This is a genomic window from Cyanobium sp. Morenito 9A2 (assembly GCF_024345575.1).
GTDB lineage: Bacteria > Cyanobacteriota > Cyanobacteriia > PCC-6307 > Cyanobiaceae > ATX-6F1.
Genome location: NZ_JAGQBJ010000001.1, coordinates 114,298 through 130,306, shown reverse-complemented (window position 1 = coordinate 130,306; position 16,009 = coordinate 114,298). Strand labels below are relative to the sequence as shown.

The following is a 16,009-nucleotide window of genomic DNA, read 5'->3' as shown; positions in this document are numbered from 1 at the left end:
GGCGCCAGAGGGGGCCAAGACTCCATTGATGCGCGAACTTCGGCGCCCCACCCCAGCGGTTTGATCTCGAGCGCCAGCTATCGGATCTGGGGTTCAGCTCCACCAGCGAGGGGATCCCCCCAGGCCCCCCCTAGGTCGAGGCTGAGCTGGCCGGGGTGACCCTGGGGCTGTCGGCGTGGACCTGGGCGCTCTCGCGTTGTCTGTGGGGAGCCGGTCTGGGCTCGATCCCGCCGCCGCCGGGAGCCGCGCCGCGAGCCGTGGCGTTCGTGGATGGCGCTGGCGATGGCGCGGAAAGCCGGTCCCTGGCGCAGGCCCCAGACCCGCTCCCGCGCCTGCCGGGCCGCCTCCATCGGATCCACGATCGGCAGGGGGTAGTCCTGGCCCAGCCGGCAGCCTGCTCGCTCCTGGGTGACCTCGTCCATGGTCCAGGTTTCATGAAGATGCACAGCGGGCACGGCGGAGAGCTCCGGCAGCCAGCGACGGATGAAACGGCCGTCCGGGTCATGGTCGCGGCCCTGTTTGATCGGGTTGTAGATGCGCACGGTGTTGATGCCCGTGGTTCCCGCCTGCATCTGGCACTGGTTCCAGTGGATGCCGCTCTCGTAGTCAACGAACAGCCTGGCCAGCACCGCTCCGCTGTCGCGCCAATCAATCCAGAGGTGATAACTGGCCACCGCCATCAGCATCGCCCGCATGCGGAAATTGATCCAGCCGCCGGCGATCAGAGCGCGCATGCAGGCATCGACGAACGGCAGGCCGGTGCGGCCCTCAGCCCAGGCCGCCAGCCGCGCCGGGTCACTCTGGCGCAGGCCGATGTAGGCGGGGTGGGCCTCGGTGGTCTCCAGATCCGGCTGGCTTTCAAGCTTCTGGATGAAGTGGCAGTGCCAGTGCAAGCGCTCCTCGAAGGCCCGCAGCGCCCGGCGCCAGGAGGCGGTCCCGGGATCTGTGGCCTGGCCGAGCGTCCGGCGCCTTGCCCGGCAGGCCTGCACCACCTCCCGCAGGGAGAGGGTGCCATAGGCCAGATGGGGCGAGAGGCGTGAGCAGGCCTCGAAGGCGCTGAGTGGGCTGGAGAGCTGGCGGTGGTAGGCCCAACCGCGGTCAGCCAGAAAGCTGTTCAAGGTCCGCAGGCCCTCGTGGCGGCCACCGGGATGACGGTGCGGGCAGGGGTCATGCCTCAGGCCCAGATCGTCGGAACTGGGCAGGGGGCCGGGCTCCAGCCCGGCCAGGGCCAGCTGGGCCTGGACCGCCGCGGGCGGCTCCAGCAGCGGTTGGGCCATGCGCTCCTCCCAGAGCGTGGCCCAGCCGTCCCGCTCATGCAGGCCACGCACCACTCCGCCGCTGGGCAGCTGCCGCCAGCTCAGCCCCCGTGCCCGCGCCCAGGCGGCCACCTGGCGGTCGCGGGCGTAGCTCCAGGCGTTGCCGGTTTCCTGGTGGCTCCAGAGGCCCGCCACCAGCCCCTGCAGGCGCAGGGCCTCCAGCACCTCCACCGCCCCACCGACGCGCACCACAAGGGGCAGGCCGAGGGCCGCGAGCTGAACGCGCAGGTCAGCGAGGCTTTCGGCGCAGAACGCCCATTGGCGGCCGGAGGCATCCGGCAACGACCAAAGCTCGGGCTCGGCCACATACAGCGGCAGCACAGGCCCGCGGCCGGCGGCCTCCCGCAGCGGCGCGTGGTCGTGGATCCGCAGATCCCGCTTGAACCAGACCACCTGCGCCGCCATGGCCGGCAAGCTAGGGACAGCCGCTGACGCGGCGCGAGCCCACACCCGGGCCAGGGGCACCGCCAGGATGGGTGCTGGGCCTGCCACGATTCGGCCATGGACCGTGCACCTTCTCCAGGGATGGAAACCCTGCTGGCCGGCGGGGCCCTGGACACGCCGGCGCCCCAGCTGGTGTTTGACGGGGGCTGTCCCTTCTGCCGGCACTTCGCCCTCCTCAGCGAGCTGCGTGGTGGTCTGCCCGGCCTGGTGATCCGCGATGGCCGCAACGACCAGGCGCTGCGCCGCCAGCTGAGGCAACGGGGCTTCGACCTCAGCCGTGGGGCGGTCCTGCTCCAGGGCGATCACATCCTTCACGGTGCGGAGGCGATCCAGTGGCTCTGCGCTCGGATGCGCCCCAGTGCGCCGCTGCTGCAGCTGCTCGGCCCCCTGCTCGCTCACCCTGAACGGGCCCGGGCGCTCTACCCCCTGCTGCTCGTGGCCCGCCGCATCGCCCTGGCGGCAAGGGGACTGCCGGTGGATCCCGATCCTGAGGCCCTGCGGACGTGAACGCTAGGCGTGGTCCCCTGGCCGTTGGCAGGCGAAGCTGCTGATGGCCCCCCGGCGCTGCAGAAAGCGGGGGTGCCCGGGATCTTCCTCGCTCCACCACCACTTCCCGTCGGTGTAGCTGGGAGGCCCGGCGTTGTTCGTGCGCGGCAGCTGAAGATTGAGATCCCGCCAGCGCAGCAGCACCACCGCGCCTGGCACGGTGCCGGCGGTGGTGTTGGGCAGGTTCGGGGCATCGACGGCCCCGTTGTCCACCTGCGCCAACAGCGGATCGCCATCGCAGACGTAGTGCTCAGGTGAGAGGGCGGTGGCCGGAGCGGCGAAGGCAAGTTCGATCAGCGTCGCCAGCAGGAGGGCGAGCAGCACCACGACAAGGGTGTGGTTCGGTCCCCGGAACCGCGAGAAGGTGCCAGAGCTTCCGGCGCTTGCCCTGGAGCTGGGGTTGGCTGCGACGCTGCTGCTCACCGGGGCTCCAGTTCCAGCAGGCGGGCGCCGTAGGCGGCACTGAAGGAAGCCTGCAGTTGCCAGGCCTCCAGCAGGGTCTTCGCCACCTGCTTGAGTTCGTCCAGGTCCGTGCAGGCGTCGATGGCGCGGCTGTGGAGCGCCACCGAGAACTGGCGGCTCAGGGCCAGCGGATCGTCGGTGTGGTCGGCCAAGGAGACCCATCCCCAGTACTTCACATCATGTTACAAAACCTGGGTGGGCTGCAGCAGCCCATCGACTGCACGGTTTTCCACCCGGAAGACCAGGCGCCAGGGGCCCAGCGGTTGCCAAGATCAAAGGCGGCCCCACGGCCCTGACACCCCTTGGCCCTCCGCTACCGCCTGCGCCGGATCCGGCTCGATCGCCTCCAGGCGCCCGGCGACCGTTTCGATGTGGCGGCGGCTCCTCGCCCCGCGCCCCAGCACCGGCAGGAGCGGCGCAGCCTCACGGCCGCCTACCTGCTCTGGGCGCTGGCTTTTGTGGGGCTGTGCGGCCTTCAGCGCTTCTACACCCGCCGCCCTTTGAGCGGGGCTTTCCTGCTGCTCACCTTCGGCTTCTGCGGCCTCGGGCAACTGTTGGATCTGTTCCTCGTGCCACGGCTGGTGCAATCAGCCAACCGCCGGGAACCGGCCCTGCTGCCCCTGGACCGCCAGTTGCTTGAGCTCGCCCGCCGCCGCGGCCAAGCGGGTTTCACGATCAATGACGCCCTGCTGGATCTTTGGCACCAGGAACCGGTGCCGATCGAACCCGTGCGCCAAGAGATCGAGCGGCTGCTGTTCGCCCACTTGCTCGATGTGGGTAACGACGATCGCGGCCGCGTGATCTACCGCGAGCCCTGATCCCAGTCCCCGGCCTGGTCTCAGGAGTGAATGAAGGAACGCAGCTTGCGGGCCTCGGTGCCGGCCCGCTCCTGCAGTTCCCAGTCGCTCAGCTTGCTCTCCTCTCGCTCCTGGGCGGCAAGCACGTCGGCTTCGCTGATCGCATACCCGGAGGCGGCCGCCAGGGCCAGCAACGCCTCCAGCTCCAGGGGGCCGTTCAACTGCTCCTGGAGCTCTGGGGTGTGCCTGGCGTGCGCCAGAAAGGCATCAAGCGTGTCGAGGCTCAAGGGTTTCAGGGGGATGTCGCTCCCGTCCTAGCGGGGTCGGCGCAAGCCGGGGTTCAGAGAGCGCATGCTCTGCAGACCGACGGTCGCCACCGCGCCCCAGATCAGGTAGGGCAACAGCAGGAGCGCGGCCAGCCCTGAGAGCGGCGCCACCGTCAGCAGCGTGATCACGGCCCAGATCCAGGCCAGGGCTCCGAGCACCGTGCCAGCGTGCAGCGACCGCGAGGTGCAGGTCAGCCAGCTGACGCCCTGGGCCAGCGCCACGAGGGTCAGATAGCTGAAGGCCAGGGCCCAGGACCCCTTCGTCTCCAGCACCAGCCGGGCTGAGAAAAAGAAGCAGACGTACAACCCCAGCCAGATCGTCGGAACCTTGCTTTCGATGTTGAACCAGTTCGGCCGGTTCAGGCCCAGATACCAGTCGTAACCAGCGTGGTTGGGGTGAATCACCAGGTAGATGACGATCAGGGCCAGGAGAATGACGATCCAGGCGGACATGGCTCAGGTGCTCCTGCTCGGCCTATCTATCAGGTGATCACGGCCTTTGGAGCATCCTGGGTGGCCACGGGCTGCCCCTGCTGGTCCAGACCGATGCGATCCCCATGGTGTCTCCCCCCTCCAACCAACCAACGGAAGGCCGTGCAGGCGCCTGGATCCAGTGGCTCGGCGCGGTGCTGACCGGCACTCTGGCGGTGCTCTTTGTGGTGGTGCTCCAGCGGGTGCAGGAGCTGAACCAAAGCCTGCGGACGCTTGAGCAACGGCTCCAGACCCTGGAGAACGCCCGCGCCCTTGAGCGCACCAACACCCTTGAGCAACAGCTTCGGTCCACGGTGGAGCGGCTCCATGGCCTGGAGGAGTCCGAGGGCCAGGTGGGCGAACTGGCCCGCCAGCAGCGGCAGCTTGCCGACCAGCTGGCTCGCCTGGAATCCAGCCCGCCCCCGGGCCGTCTTGACGGATCAGGCCAGGGGGGCGATCGGCCACCGGCCCTGCTCCCGCCGAGCGCCAGGGGCCCGTCCTCCCGTCCGCCTGCCCCCCGTCCTGCGGCGGCCCGCCCGGCGACTGAGGCGCCTGCACCGGGGCTCGATCAGCTGTGAGCGGCTCCGCCCTGATGCAGCCATGAGCACCCGACCCGCCCGGCGGCTGAGGGCCGTGCAGACCCCGGTGATACCAGCGCTGGCCGCCCTCACCCGGGCGACCCCCGGAACCCTCTCGCTTGGCCAGGGGATGGTGAGCTGGGGCCCACCCCCCCAGGTGCGCGAGGCGGTGGCTGGGGCGCTGACGCATTCGGGAACGACTTTTGGCTTGAGCGGAGACGCCGATCCTGCCCTTGACGCCTACGGGCCCATGGCCGGAGATGGGCCACTGCTGGAGCGGCTCGTGCGCCAGCTGCGCGAGGAAGACGGCTTCGATCTCTCGGGCAGTGAGCTGCTGGTGACCGCCGGCAGCAACATGGCCTTCAACGCCCTGATGCAGGTGTTGCTCGATCCGGGTGATGAGGTGCTGCTGCCCGTGCCCTGGTACTTCAACCATGAGATGGCCGTTCGTCTGGCCGGTGGGGTGCCCGTTTCGGTGCCGAGCCCGGGCGGGTCGCTCGATCCCGAGCGCCTGGCGGCGCAGATCAGCCCGCGCACCCGGGCGATTGTCACCGTTTCCCCCAACAACCCCAGTGGCGCGGTGGTGCCCCGGCAGGTGCTGGAGGCGATCAACCAGCTCTGCGCCGAGCGCGGCCTGTTGCATCTTCACGATGAGGCCTACCACCTGTTCACCTATGGCGAGGGGAGCCACTGGAGCCCCGGGAGCGCCCCGGGCAGCGGAGCCCACACGGTGACCCTGCGCTCGTTCTCCAAGGCCTTTGGCCTGGCGGGCTGGCGCCTGGGCTACGCGGTGGTGCCGCGTTCGCTGCAGGCGGATCTGGCCAAGGTGCAGGACACGGTGCTGATCAGCCCACCGCGGCTCACCCAGGTGGCGGCCCTGGCGGCCCTGGAAGCTGGCTCCGCCTGGTGCCGCTCACACATCCAAGGGTTGGCGGCGCGGCGGCAACGGGTGCTGGCGGCCCTGGAGGTTTCGGGTGCTCCCTGGCGCCTGCTGGTGCGACCCGAGGGCGCCTTCTACGCCCTCTTGGCGCTCGACACAGTCCTTTCGGCGGATGCGGTGATGGAGCGGTTGGTGCGCGAGCACCGGGTGGCTGTGGTGAGTGGCAGCAGCTTCGGGTTGGGGGGCTGCGCCCTCCGGCTCAGTTACGGAGTGCTGGAGGGCGCGGAGCTGGAGGAGGCCTTGGCGCGGCTGGTGGGCGGTCTTCACCACCTGGCGGGTGGGCCGGCGGCCACTGGCGTCCCTGGACAGAATTGTTATGGTTGATACGGAACTTGAGAGCTCGCGCTCTTGCCCCGATGGCCACCGCTCAAACCAACTCAGCAGCCCGCCAGAGCGCGCTGATCGACTCCCTGCGCGTGCGTTATAGCGCCGCCGTGGCCGCGGGTAACGCCGACGCCAAGCTGGCCCTGTTCAAGGAAGCCGCCTACCTCGACATCAAGGCCGACCTGCTGGATCAGCCCGCCCCTGCCGCTGCCTGACCCAGGCTCGAACGCCCCAGGACCTCCCGGTACAGGGCCTGGTGGTGCAGGAGGCGCCGCTCGAGTCCATGGGCTGGACCGATCTTGAACCCAGGGCTCGCGTAGGCGCGCTGGGCCGATTCCACCAGGGCGCGGTCTTCCTCCAGGAAGGCCGTCATTTGATTGAGCTGCGCTTCGGCTCTGGCTGAATTCTCTCCTGATTCCATTGACGGCCCAGCCAGGGTCAGCTCCATACGACAGCGATCGATCGCTTCCGGGTGGAAGCCGATCAGGGCTGTGGTGCCATCGGGCCAAAGCAGCAGATGGTTCCAGGGGGGCACCGAAAAGGTGAGGAACTCCCCTGCCGGCAGGCCTGCGCCCGGCACCGGCGTGGCCAGCAGGTTGCACCAGCGGCCGAAGACGTGGCGGTAGGCGCTCACGGGCCCCTGAAGGCGGTGCAGCGTCGTTGGGTGGGCAATGGCGACGTGGTAGTCGTCGAGGGTGTTGTCGTGGGCGATTTTCCAGTTGCAGGCCAGGGTGCGCCTGCGGCGGCCCCAGAGCGGAAGCGCTGGCGTTGAAGCAGCTGGTGATCCTGGCTCGCTGACACTCCAGCCCCCCAGCTCCCGCAGCAGATCCAGTTGGTCCACCAAAGACGGCCCCGCATCGTCTTGGCTGTCACTGTTGCCGTCGTTGGCCGCCGTGGGTTGTACGGGGAGGCGCACCCACAGGAAGGGGCCGCCCACCCCCAGGTCGATCGGGCTCAGGTCCCAGTCCCGGCGCTCAAACGGCGCACAGAACTCCCCCTCGCGGGCGGCCGCCAGCAGGCGGCCATCGGGGGCGTAGGTCCAGCCGTGGTAGGGGCAGATCAGCTTGCGGCAGGCAGCGATCGAGGTCCCTGGCGCCAGCAGGGCCACGCCCCGGTGCGGGCACTGGTTCAGGAACGCCCTCGGCCCGATCCCCGGCGGGTGGGTGAGAACAAGCTCCACCCCCAGCAGCTCCCGGCTGAGCGCCGCCCCTTGCGGCAACTCCGACACCAGCGCGATCGGATGCCAGAAGCGGCGTGCGTAGACGAGCTGCTCCCATTCGGCGACATCGGGGCAGTGGTACAGCGCGGCGGGCAGAAAGGCTTGCCCATTGAACGTCGAGGCAACAGCCATCAGCCCATGGTGCTGTCAAGAACCCGCAGGTAGTTGGCCAGTTCTTCCCGCAGTTCCAGAAACGGCGCAGAAAGGCGCAGGAACGACAGATCACGGCGATCCAGCTTCCCTTCCACCGTGCGCACGATCCGTCCGGGCCTCGGCGCCATGATGTGCACACGTTGGGCCAGCAGCAACGCCTCCTCCACGTCGTGGGTGATCAGCAGCGCCGTCAGGCCGGTGCGCTCCCAGAGTTGGTAGAGGAACTCCTGCATCGTCTCGCGGATCTGTAGATCCAGGGCGCCGAACGGCTCATCCAGCAGCAGCACCTTGGGATCGGCCGCCAGGGCCCGGGCGATGGCCACCCGCTGTTGCATGCCGCCGGAGAGCTCCCGAGGCAGGCGCCGACCGGCATCGGAAAGCCCCACCACCTCAAGGAAGTAGGCGGTGCGCTCGTTCACCTCCCGCTTGGGGCGGCCCTGGAGTTGCATGCCGAAGGCCACGTTTTCGGCGGCGCTCAGCCAGGGGTACAGGCTGTACTTCTGGAACACCATGCCCCGGTCGGAACCCGGGCCCTTCACCGGCTGGCCGTCCACGGTGATCGTGCCGCTGCTGGGGAGCTCCAGGCCGGCCACCAGGCGCATCACCGTGGATTTGCCTGAACCTGAACTGCCCACCAGGGCGACGAACTCGCCCGAGTCGAGTTCCAGGTTGATGTCCTCGAGCACATGTTTGGCCTTGGAGCCGCTGCCGAAGGTCTTACTGACGCCGGATACCGAGAGGTGCATGGGGAGGGGTCGGGGTCAGTTGGCCCAGGGGCAGGCCCGGCGCATCAGCAGCCGGAAGCTCAGATCAATCGCCAGACCGATCAGGCCGATCACGATCAGGCCCAGGAAGATTTCATCGGTTTTGAGGAAGCGCTGGGCGAGGGAGATGCGTTTGCCGAGGCCCTCGTTCGCGGCCACCAGCTCGGCCACGATCACCAGGTTCCAGGCCGAGGCCATGTTGATGCGGTAGGTGTCGATCACCTGGGGAGCGATGAACGGGGCCACCACCTTCGTGACGATCTGAAAGCCCTGGCCCCCGAGGGTGAGGGCCGTTTCACGCAGTTCGGAGGGCACGAACTTGACCGAATCCATGATCATCAAGGTGTTGAAGAACACCGTGCCGATGAAGATCAGCAGCACCTTGGGTTCTTCGCCCAGGCCGAAATAAATAATCAGTAGCGGGATGAAGGCGGGCGCCGGCATGTAGCGGATCAGGCCCATCAGCGGCTCCAGCAGCTGGCAGATCACCCGACTGCAGCCCATGGCGATGCCGATCGGCAGCGACACCGCCGCCGAGAGGGCGAAACCCGCCCCCACCCGACCCACGCTGGCCAGCAGATCCTTGATCAGGATGCCGCGGGCGTACTGCTCACTGCCTGCCCTCCAGACACCCTCGGGGCTGGGCAGGAAGAGCTTGTCCACAAGGCCGCTGGCGGCGACGAGCTGCCAGGCCAGCAGCACGGCGAGGATGCCGATCACCCCCAGCGACCAGGGGTGGCCCAGCCATTGCCGGACCCTCCCTGTATCGTCTCGGCTTCTGGTTGCCGTGGCACTCACTTGGCGGCATCCACGAAGGTGGAGTTAAGGAGTGTGCTCAGATCGGGCGTGGTCTTGGCCAGGCCCGTTTCCACCAGGAAGGCGCTGATCTGCTCAGCCGCATAGGGCAGGTGGGTCATGGTGGTGCCGGGCTTGAAGTTGGTGCGGTTCTCCTCAAGGGTCTGGATCGTGGTGCCGGCGTCGTAGGCCTTGAATTCAGCTTCACTCACACCGGAGCGCGCCACCAGGATCGGCAGGGTGCCGGCGGGGTCGTCCTTGATGGTCTTGAGGGTGGCGAACCAGGCATTGACAATCTTCTGGACCTTTTCGGGGTTCTTGGCGACGAACTCCTTGCGGCAGACCAGCAGGTCGCTGATGGCGCCGGGGTGGTCCTTGGAGGTGCTGAGTGCCTTGCTGCCGGGGCGCTTGAGCGCCTGGGTGGTGAAGGGGGCGTAGACACCGGCCGCATCGATCTTGCCGGCGGCGAAGGCGGCGGCGGCGGCGCCCGTTTCAAGGGGAACGAAGCTGATGTCCTTGGCGGAAAGGCCACCGTCCTTGAGCACCTTGAGCAGCAGGAAGTGGTCGACGGTGCCCTCTTCAGCGGCCACCTTCTTGCCCTTGAGGCCGGCCACGGTGGTGATCTCCTTGGCGGCGATGATCTGGTCGTTGCCGGTGGAGAAGTCGTTCTGGAGCACGACCTGCAGATCGGCACCGCCGGCAATCGAACTGATCGTGTCGTTCAGCGTCTGGCTGTTGCAGTCGAGCTGGCCGGCGTTGAGGGCGTTGATCGAATCCAGGTAGCCATCGAACCACTGCATGGTGACGGGCACGCCCTGGGCCTCGAAGAGTTTCTTGTCTTCGGTGACCTTCCAGGGGAACCAACCGGGCCAGGCGCTGTAGCCGATCTTCACGGGAGTGTCGTTGCTGACGGGTTTCTGGCAGCCGACCAGCAGGCCGGCGGAGAGGGCCGTGACCAGCGCGGAGGCGACCAGGCGTGTGCGGGAGGAGCTGCGGGCGAACGAGGAGCGATTCATGGTGATACGGGGTAATGATTGTGGTTGGTCGATTCGAGGGTTTGCGGTCGCAGGCTTAGAAAAACTCGAGATAGCGCTTGCGTTCCCATTCGGAAACGGCGCCGTGGTACGACTCCCATTCCTCACGTTTGTAAGTCACAAACGACTCGAACATGGCATCACCGAACACGCTTCTGGAGAGCGGATCGGCCGCAAACGCCTCAATCGCTTCGCCGAGGGTGCGCGGCAGCAGGTTGATGCCGCGCTCAGCGAGCTGCTCAGGGCTCAAGGTGTAGGCGTTGACCAGGTTGGCGGGGCCTGGATCCAGCCCTTCGCGAATGCCCTCGAGGCCCGCCGCCAGGATCATCGCTCCCCCCAGGTAGGGGTTGGCGGCGCTGTCGGCGGCGCGGCATTCCACCCGCCCTCCAGGGGAGGGTATGCGCAGCATGTTGGTGCGGTTGTTGTTGCCGTAGCAGATGAACACCGGCGCCCAGGTGAAGCCGCTCATCGAGCCCTGGGCCACCAGCCGCTTGTAGCTGTTGACCGTGGGGGCGATCACGGCGCAGATCGCCGGGGCATGGCGCAGCACCCCGGCAATGAACTGCCTGGCCAGATCACTGACGCTGGCTGGGGCGCCCGAGGGGCAGACGAACAGGTTCTCGCCGCTGCTCAGGTCGGCCAGGGACATGTTGTAGTGGGCGCCGCTGCCCGTGCGGTCGCTGAACGGCTTGGGCATGAACGAGGCCACCAGCCCATGGGGGCGCACGATCTCCTTGGCCATCAGCCGGAAGAAGGTGAGCCGGTCGGCCATGGTGAGCACATCGGCGTAGTTGAAGTCGATCTCGAACTGGCCGGGGCCGTCCTCGTGGTCGAAGGAGTAGACACCCCAGCCGAGATCGTTCATGGCGCTCACCAGCTCATCGAGCCAGCCGAGGTTGTCGAGCAGACCGACCACGTCGTAGGCGGGCTTGTCGAGCACATCGCGATCGCTGTAGGGAGCGATCTGGCCATCGGCGCCCTGGCGCAGTACGAAGAACTCGGTTTCGATCCCGAGGTTGAAGCGATACCCCATGGCGGCGCCCTGGGCGCGAACACGGTTGAGGATGTTGCGACTGCAGGCCTCGAACGGGGTGCCGCCAAGATGCAGGTCGCTGGCCAGCCAGGCCACATCTTTTTTCCAGGGCAGCACCGTGAGGCTGGCGGGGTCGGGCACGGCGGCGACCTCGTCGTCGCTCACCTCCTGGGGAACGCCATCGAGGGCGGCGCCGGTGAACAGCTCGGAGCCGCCGAGCATCTGGCCCAGGTGGTCCAACGGCACGGCCTTGGCCTTGCTGACGCCGTGCAGATCCACGAAGGAGGCGAGGGCGTAGCGCACGCCCTTGGCCGAGAGCTCGGCCTTGAGATCGGAGCTGGAATGACTCATCGGGACACCAGGGCGGGGAAGGGCTGGACATTGGTGGTGGGCTCGGGACCGGAGTCGCTGGCGAGCTGCCGTTCGGCCACCTGCTCCAGCAGCCACTGGTGCCAGGCGCCCAGGCCTTCGCCGCTGCTGGCCGAAAGCAGGAACACCCGGGCCCGCGGGTTCACCTGCTGCACGTGCTCCACGAACCGCTCCACCTGCACCGGCAGGTAGGGAAGCAGGTCGATCTTGGTGATCAGCACGCAGTCCGCCTCCCGGAACATCACCGGGTACTTGAGCGGCTTGTCGTCGCCCTCGGTGACGCTGAGCAGCGCCACCTTGAGGTGCTCGCCCACCTCGAACTCGGCCGGACACACCAGATTGCCGACGTTCTCCACCCAGAGCAGATCCAACGCGGCTGGATCGAGGCGCTGCTGCAGCAGCTTGAGGCCGCCGCTCACCATCGAGGCATCCAGGTGGCAGGCGCGGCCGGTGGTGATCGGCACTACGGGCACGCCGACGGCCTCCAAGCGCTGGGCATCCAGCTGGGTGGTCATGTCGCCTTCGAGCACGGCCATCTCCAGGCGCGGGGCCAGGGCGGTGATCGTGCGCTCCAGCAGCGAGGTCTTACCGGCGCCGGGGCTGCTCATCACGTTGATGCAGAGCAGGCGCCAGGCGTCGAAGTGCTCGCGGTTGTGCTCGGCCCGGTGCTGGTTGGCGGCCAGCAGGTTGATGCCGAGTGTGTCTTCCAGGGGCCTATGCATGGGATCAGGGCGAGAGAACAGGGAGGGCTTGATTGCTGAAGACGTAGTCAATGGAGCGGATGCGCAATTCACGCCCCGAGACGATCTCCTCCATCGGGTGATCGCAGCAGGGGGAGCGGTAGGCGTTCTCTTGCTCGGGGATGTAGATCGACTCGCAGCGCACACAACGGGCGCGCAGGGGCACGGTTTCGATGCGCAGCTCGCTGCCAGCCAGCCAGCTCCCCTGCACCGCCGCCCCAAAGGTGAACACCAAGGCATCGGGTTCGACGCAGGTGAAGGTGCCCACCTCCAGGTGCACCACGCTCACTTCAGGCTCGTTGGGCTGGTGCTGGGCTTTCCACTCGTTGAGGGAGAGCAGCAGGCACTTGGTCATGTCGACTTCGTGCATGGCTCATCTCCACTTCTGATCGACCTGCATGTTGCAGGTCTCATGCAGCCAGGCGGGCTTCTCCTTGCGGGGCAGCTGGCCGCTCACCACCAGATGGGCCATCACATCGCAGATCACGCGGGTGGCCATCAGCGAGGTCATGTCGCTGACGTCGTAGGGAGGGGAGACCTCCACCACCTCAATGCCGCAGACGGGCACGTTGCGCACGATCAGCTCCAGTAGCTTGAGCGCTTCGCGCGGCAGCAGGCCGCCGGGCTCGGGCCAGCCGGTGCCGGGTACGAAGCCGGCGTCGATGCAGTCGATGTCGAAGGAGATCCAGACGCAGTCGGTGCCGTCGGTGGCGCGCTCGATCGCGAACTTCGCGGCCGCCTCGAGGCCCATGTCGCAGATGTCGGTGACGGTGAGCACGTTGGTGCCCCGCTCCCGGCAGACCTTCACCCCCTCCCGGGGCACCTGCCAGCCACCGATGCCCAGCTGCACCAGGTTCTTGGCCGGGGCGTTGGCCATGTTGGTGGCATGGAACCAGGGGCAGGTGTGCATGCGCTCGTCGAGGTCGATCTCCTGGGTATCGACGTGACGATCGAAATGGATGATGCCCACCTTCTTGTCGCCCAGGTGGCGGCAGACCCCGCGCACGGTGGGGAAGCCGATCGAGTGGTCGCCGCCGAGGATGATCGGAAAGGCGCCACTGGCGAAGACGTGGGCGACTCCCTTGGAGATCTGATCGAAGGACTTTTCGTTGTTGGCGGGGATGGTGAAGATATCGCCGACATCGCAGAGCTTGATCGACTCCCGCAGGTCGACCCCCATCTCGTAGTTGTAGGGGGTGTAAAGGGCGGAGATGCGGCGGATGCCCTGGGGCCCGAAGCGCGTGCCGGGGCGGTAGGTGGTGCCGCAGTCGTGGGGCACGCCGACGATCGCCACGTCGAACTCGCCGACCCGGTGGACGTCCTCGATGTAGGGCGCCTTCATGAAGGTGTTGATGCCCGCGTAATGGGGCAGTTCACCGCGCGAAAAGGTGGAGATGCGCCGATCGACGATGCTCTCGGCCGCCTCCAGGCCGTAGCGCAGGCCCTGATCCACCTCCTGCTGCCAGCCCGTGAGCGGCAGGCGGGCTTCCTTTTCGAGCGCTTCGGCGCCCTGGCTCAGACGGGGGCGCTCAAAGGCCCCTTCGGGGCCTGAAATCTCTGTCATGACCGGGTTCACGGATGGGGGCGAGGCGGTCTCCCGGGCTTTTATCCCTCCGTGCCACCGGGCGAACCCGGCGTGTTTCTCTCGGACCAGACGTGGCGAAGGGGCGGCCAAGGCAACCAATTCGCAACCGGAACCCTAGAAACTTCATCCGCTGCGCCATGCTCCCCCTTGCCGCTGGGCGGAGTTGTGATGACTGTTACCGAGTCGGGCGATACAGACGGACTGGGCCCCCAGGAGCTGATGGGCAGCACCGACGAAGCCGCCTTTCTGGCTGAGTTTCCCCACCACACCACGTTGGCCGGCTCCCCTGAACGTGACGGACCCGGAGCCGCGCCGCTGATCCTGCAGACCCTCTGGGGTTTTGAGGGTTCCCTGGCCGAGGCGATCGACCGTTCGCGCGCGGAGGGTTTCGACGGAATGGAGCTGAACCTGCGCCACAGCGCCTTGGAGGGCCTCAAGGCCCTGGCGGTGCGATCGGCCCTGGAGAAAGCGGAGCGAACGCTGATCCTGGAGTTGGTCACAGGGGGCGCTTACGTGCCCGATCTGGGTCGCACCACCGACCAGCACCTGGAGGAGCTCGATGGCTTGCTGGCCGAGGCACTGGTCTTGCAGCCTTTGAAGGTGAATGTGATCACAGGCAGCGACAGCTGGGGATGGGTGGAGCAGCAGCGCTTCTGGGGCCGCGCCCTGGGGCTGGTGGAGCGATACGGCTTGAACGTGAGCTTTGAGACCCACCGCTCCCGTTGCCTGGCGAACCCCTGGGGTATCGCTCGCACCCTGGAAGCGTTCCCAGCCCTTCGGCTCACGGCAGACCTGAGCCACTGGTGCGTGCTGGCCGAGCGGCTGATGACCCCGGAACTGGCGCCGATCCAGGCCATGGCCAGCCGCGTCGATCACATCCATGCGCGGGTGGGCTGGTCCCAGGGGCCCCAGGTGAGCCACCCGTTTGCGCCCGAGCACCACGAAGCCCTGGAGGCCCACGGCGCGTGCTGGGCATTGTTCGCCGAACGCCACCATGCCCAGGACCGCGGGGCACTGACGGTGACGCCCGAATTCGGCCCCGATGGCTACCTGCCGACACTGCCGTTCACGAATCAGCCGGTGGCGGATCTCGGCGAAGTCAACCGGGCAATGGCGAGGTGGGTACGGGAGCTGCTGGGATGAGTGGGTGGCTGGGTTGGCGCGTGCAGCTAGTCACAAAACCAGCAGTCCTGGGACCGCTGAGCCGCACACGTTTCCCTCGGAAACCTGATCATCATCTGAATCCGGTCGTTCTCGATTCATGGAAAACGTACAAATCCAACCCTCCACCTTCAGGAAAACGAACTGACTTCACACAAGACCTTGCAGCAGTGGTGGGCCACGTGCGTCAGGAACGTGCCGCATATTGAGACCGGCCAAGACGTAACAAAGCAACTGGCATTTCAGCGTCATGAATGACCAAAAAGCCAGGAGTTCTAAAGGTGACCCTCAGGCTGTCGACACCGCCGCCCTCAACAACCGCTCCTGCGGGGGCGTTTCCGGCCAAGGATGCTGTGCCACCCTCTGCCAGGAAAGATGGCGCCTCTCCATCCCTGGCAACGTTTCACCAGGGGGCTTGATGGACCAGATCCATGCGGCGTTACAGCGAGGCTGTCAAAGCTGTTGCGGGGCGGATGATCTCGCCCCACAGGCCAAGCATGCCCCCGATTTCAGCAGAGCTGGGCATCCCCGTTTTCACCCTCTAAAACTCGAGAAAGCCCTGGCGGTTGCAGGCAGAGGTGGTGCAGGCCTCCGAGAAGGATCCTGAGGGCTGGGGAGCCACCGACACGGTCACGGTGGCGCCGGAAACCACTGGGTTGAAAGCCGGCGAACTCAGCGCCAACTGCCGCGAGCAAGGTCTCTCGCCCGAGCAGGAGGATCGATGGCGGCAGGCGTCCCTGAATGCCAACGAGAAGCCAGTATTCACCATGTAGACGCAGCCCGGCGAGTGTGGCGAGCATGAGAGCGGAAGGAGCTCGAACGGCTCCATGCCCAGGGCCGGCGTGACATCAAACGGCTCAAACAGGAGCTCAGGCGGAGGGGAAATGCCCTTTCGGAGGCGACAGCGGATGGCTGGCTGGGACGCGCTCCTCAATCGGGACACTGGAGAGCA

20 protein-coding genes and 1 riboswitch are annotated in these 16,009 nt (G+C 67.2%); of the genes, 7 read left to right on the top strand and 13 right to left on the bottom strand.

The annotated features are described in order from the left end of the window. Window positions 1–77: 77 nt before the first annotated feature. Window positions 78–1,721 (bottom strand): FAD-binding domain-containing protein, encoded by a 1,644-nt coding sequence (locus KBY88_RS00695; protein ID WP_254937972.1) that lies wholly within the window; start codon window positions 1,719–1,721, stop codon window positions 78–80. Window positions 1,722–1,841: 120 nt separating this feature from the next. Between KBY88_RS00695 and KBY88_RS00690 the strand changes: the two genes are divergently transcribed. Then, window positions 1,842–2,267 (top strand): thiol-disulfide oxidoreductase DCC family protein, encoded by a 426-nt coding sequence (locus tag KBY88_RS00690; RefSeq protein ID WP_254938480.1) that lies wholly within the window; start codon window positions 1,842–1,844, stop codon window positions 2,265–2,267. Between the two features lie 3 nt (window positions 2,268–2,270). On the opposite strand, the gene KBY88_RS00685 is transcribed toward KBY88_RS00690, so the two are convergent. Further along, the gene (locus KBY88_RS00685; protein WP_315858074.1) at window positions 2,271–2,729 is read right to left on the bottom strand and encodes a DUF8671 domain-containing protein; all 459 of its coding nucleotides are present in this window, start codon (window positions 2,727–2,729) and stop codon (window positions 2,271–2,273) included. After that, on the bottom strand, window positions 2,726–2,920 hold the full coding sequence (locus KBY88_RS00680) for a hypothetical protein (RefSeq protein WP_254937971.1): 195 nt from the start codon (window positions 2,918–2,920) through the stop codon (window positions 2,726–2,728). Before KBY88_RS00680 ends, KBY88_RS00685 begins: the two co-directional genes overlap by 4 nt. Before the next feature lie 150 nt (window positions 2,921–3,070). Here KBY88_RS00680 and KBY88_RS00675 point away from each other — a divergent pair, with 150 nt between their 5' ends. After that, entirely contained in the window at window positions 3,071–3,586 is a 516-nt protein-coding gene (locus tag KBY88_RS00675) for a TM2 domain-containing protein (RefSeq protein WP_254937970.1), read from the top strand. Window positions 3,587–3,606: 20 nt separating this feature from the next. On the opposite strand, the gene KBY88_RS00670 is transcribed toward KBY88_RS00675, so the two are convergent. Then, window positions 3,607–3,852 carry a Nif11-like leader peptide family RiPP precursor gene (locus KBY88_RS00670; protein WP_254937969.1) on the bottom strand — a complete coding sequence of 82 codons (246 nt, stop codon included), beginning with the start codon at window positions 3,850–3,852 and terminating at the stop codon, window positions 3,607–3,609. 27 nt (window positions 3,853–3,879) lie between these two features. Beyond that, on the bottom strand, window positions 3,880–4,344 hold the full coding sequence (locus KBY88_RS00665) for a tryptophan-rich sensory protein (protein WP_254937968.1): 465 nt from the start codon (window positions 4,342–4,344) through the stop codon (window positions 3,880–3,882). 104 nt (window positions 4,345–4,448) lie between these two features. On the opposite strand from KBY88_RS00665, the gene KBY88_RS00660 reads away from it, so the two are divergent. From KBY88_RS00660 to KBY88_RS00650, 3 genes are read left to right on the top strand one after another with little or no spacing between them, the layout of a single operon-like run. Further along, window positions 4,449–4,940, top strand: coding sequence for a hypothetical protein (locus KBY88_RS00660; protein WP_254937967.1), 492 nt, complete (start codon window positions 4,449–4,451; stop codon window positions 4,938–4,940). Window positions 4,941–4,962: 22 nt separating this feature from the next. Further along, entirely contained in the window at window positions 4,963–6,204 is a 1,242-nt protein-coding gene (locus tag KBY88_RS00655) for an aminotransferase class I/II-fold pyridoxal phosphate-dependent enzyme (RefSeq protein WP_254937966.1), read from the top strand. Window positions 6,205–6,236: 32 nt separating this feature from the next. After that, on the top strand, window positions 6,237–6,419 hold the full coding sequence (locus KBY88_RS00650; protein ID WP_254937965.1) for a hypothetical protein: 183 nt from the start codon (window positions 6,237–6,239) through the stop codon (window positions 6,417–6,419). Here the strand turns inward: KBY88_RS00650 and KBY88_RS00645 are convergent. The 8 genes from KBY88_RS00645 to speB all read right to left on the bottom strand — a co-directional run bounded on the left by KBY88_RS00645 (window position 6,395) and on the right by speB (window position 13,875). After that, window positions 6,395–7,555, bottom strand: coding sequence for an aromatic ring-hydroxylating oxygenase subunit alpha (locus tag KBY88_RS00645; protein WP_254937964.1), 1,161 nt, complete (start codon window positions 7,553–7,555; stop codon window positions 6,395–6,397). The genes KBY88_RS00650 and KBY88_RS00645 overlap by 25 nt on opposite strands. After that, window positions 7,555–8,322, bottom strand: coding sequence for an ABC transporter ATP-binding protein (locus tag KBY88_RS00640; protein WP_254937963.1), 768 nt, complete (start codon window positions 8,320–8,322; stop codon window positions 7,555–7,557). Before KBY88_RS00640 ends, KBY88_RS00645 begins: the two co-directional genes overlap by 1 nt. Before the next feature lie 15 nt (window positions 8,323–8,337). Beyond that, complete coding sequence (locus KBY88_RS00635) at window positions 8,338–9,060, bottom strand: ABC transporter permease (RefSeq protein WP_254937962.1); 723 nt, start codon at window positions 9,058–9,060, stop codon at window positions 8,338–8,340. Window positions 9,061–9,134: 74 nt separating this feature from the next. Next, window positions 9,135–10,151, bottom strand: a complete 1,017-nt coding sequence (locus KBY88_RS00630; protein ID WP_254937961.1) for an ABC transporter substrate-binding protein — start codon at window positions 10,149–10,151, stop codon at window positions 9,135–9,137. Between the two features lie 55 nt (window positions 10,152–10,206). Beyond that, a complete protein-coding gene (glnT, locus tag KBY88_RS00625) occupies window positions 10,207–11,553 on the bottom strand; it encodes a type III glutamate--ammonia ligase (protein WP_254937960.1) in 1,347 nt (448 codons plus the stop codon). Then, window positions 11,550–12,293 carry a hydrogenase nickel incorporation protein HypB gene (gene hypB / locus KBY88_RS00620; protein WP_254937959.1) on the bottom strand — a complete coding sequence of 248 codons (744 nt, stop codon included), beginning with the start codon at window positions 12,291–12,293 and terminating at the stop codon, window positions 11,550–11,552. Before hypB ends, glnT begins: the two co-directional genes overlap by 4 nt. 4 nt (window positions 12,294–12,297) lie before the next feature. After that, a complete protein-coding gene (locus tag KBY88_RS00615; protein WP_254937958.1) occupies window positions 12,298–12,681 on the bottom strand; it encodes a hydrogenase maturation nickel metallochaperone HypA/HybF in 384 nt (127 codons plus the stop codon). Window positions 12,682–12,684: 3 nt separating this feature from the next. Further along, window positions 12,685–13,875: an agmatinase gene (speB, locus tag KBY88_RS00610; protein ID WP_254937957.1), complete on the bottom strand. Its 1,191-nt coding sequence runs from the start codon at window positions 13,873–13,875 to the stop codon at window positions 12,685–12,687. Between the two features lie 28 nt (window positions 13,876–13,903). Further along, window positions 13,904–14,025: riboswitch (guanidine-I (ykkC/yxkD leader) on the bottom strand. Between the two features lie 39 nt (window positions 14,026–14,064). Here speB and KBY88_RS00605 point away from each other — a divergent pair. Further along, the gene (locus KBY88_RS00605; RefSeq protein WP_254937956.1) at window positions 14,065–15,039 is read left to right on the top strand and encodes a sugar phosphate isomerase/epimerase family protein; all 975 of its coding nucleotides are present in this window, start codon (window positions 14,065–14,067) and stop codon (window positions 15,037–15,039) included. Between the two features lie 596 nt (window positions 15,040–15,635). Continuing rightward, window positions 15,636–15,830 (top strand): hypothetical protein, encoded by a 195-nt coding sequence (locus KBY88_RS00600; RefSeq protein WP_254937955.1) that lies wholly within the window; start codon window positions 15,636–15,638, stop codon window positions 15,828–15,830. Window positions 15,831–16,009 lie beyond the last annotated feature (179 nt).

Bases quoted from the DNA above. Each gene is read 5' to 3' on its own strand.
- KBY88_RS00640 (WP_254937963.1), bottom strand. From the start codon at position 8,322: ATGCACCTCTCGGTATCCGGCGTCAGTAAGACCTTCGGCAGCGGCTCC.
- KBY88_RS00605 (WP_254937956.1), top strand. From the start codon at position 14,065: ATGACTGTTACCGAGTCGGGCGATACAGACGGACTGGGCCCCCAGGAG.
- KBY88_RS00655 (WP_254937966.1), top strand. From the start codon at position 4,963: ATGAGCACCCGACCCGCCCGGCGGCTGAGGGCCGTGCAGACCCCGGTG.
- KBY88_RS00645 (WP_254937964.1), bottom strand. From the start codon at position 7,555: ATGGCTGTTGCCTCGACGTTCAATGGGCAAGCCTTTCTGCCCGCCGCG.
- KBY88_RS00690 (WP_254938480.1), top strand. From the start codon at position 1,842: ATGGAAACCCTGCTGGCCGGCGGGGCCCTGGACACGCCGGCGCCCCAG.
- KBY88_RS00695 (WP_254937972.1), bottom strand. From the start codon at position 1,721: ATGGCGGCGCAGGTGGTCTGGTTCAAGCGGGATCTGCGGATCCACGAC.
- hypB (WP_254937959.1), bottom strand. From the start codon at position 12,293: ATGCATAGGCCCCTGGAAGACACACTCGGCATCAACCTGCTGGCCGCC.
- KBY88_RS00615 (WP_254937958.1), bottom strand. From the start codon at position 12,681: ATGCACGAAGTCGACATGACCAAGTGCCTGCTGCTCTCCCTCAACGAG.
- KBY88_RS00660 (WP_254937967.1), top strand. From the start codon at position 4,449: ATGGTGTCTCCCCCCTCCAACCAACCAACGGAAGGCCGTGCAGGCGCC.
- speB (WP_254937957.1), bottom strand. From the start codon at position 13,875: ATGACAGAGATTTCAGGCCCCGAAGGGGCCTTTGAGCGCCCCCGTCTG.
- KBY88_RS00665 (WP_254937968.1), bottom strand. From the start codon at position 4,344: ATGTCCGCCTGGATCGTCATTCTCCTGGCCCTGATCGTCATCTACCTG.
- KBY88_RS00630 (WP_254937961.1), bottom strand. From the start codon at position 10,151: ATGAATCGCTCCTCGTTCGCCCGCAGCTCCTCCCGCACACGCCTGGTC.
- glnT (WP_254937960.1), bottom strand. From the start codon at position 11,553: ATGAGTCATTCCAGCTCCGATCTCAAGGCCGAGCTCTCGGCCAAGGGC.
- KBY88_RS00650 (WP_254937965.1), top strand. From the start codon at position 6,237: ATGGCCACCGCTCAAACCAACTCAGCAGCCCGCCAGAGCGCGCTGATC.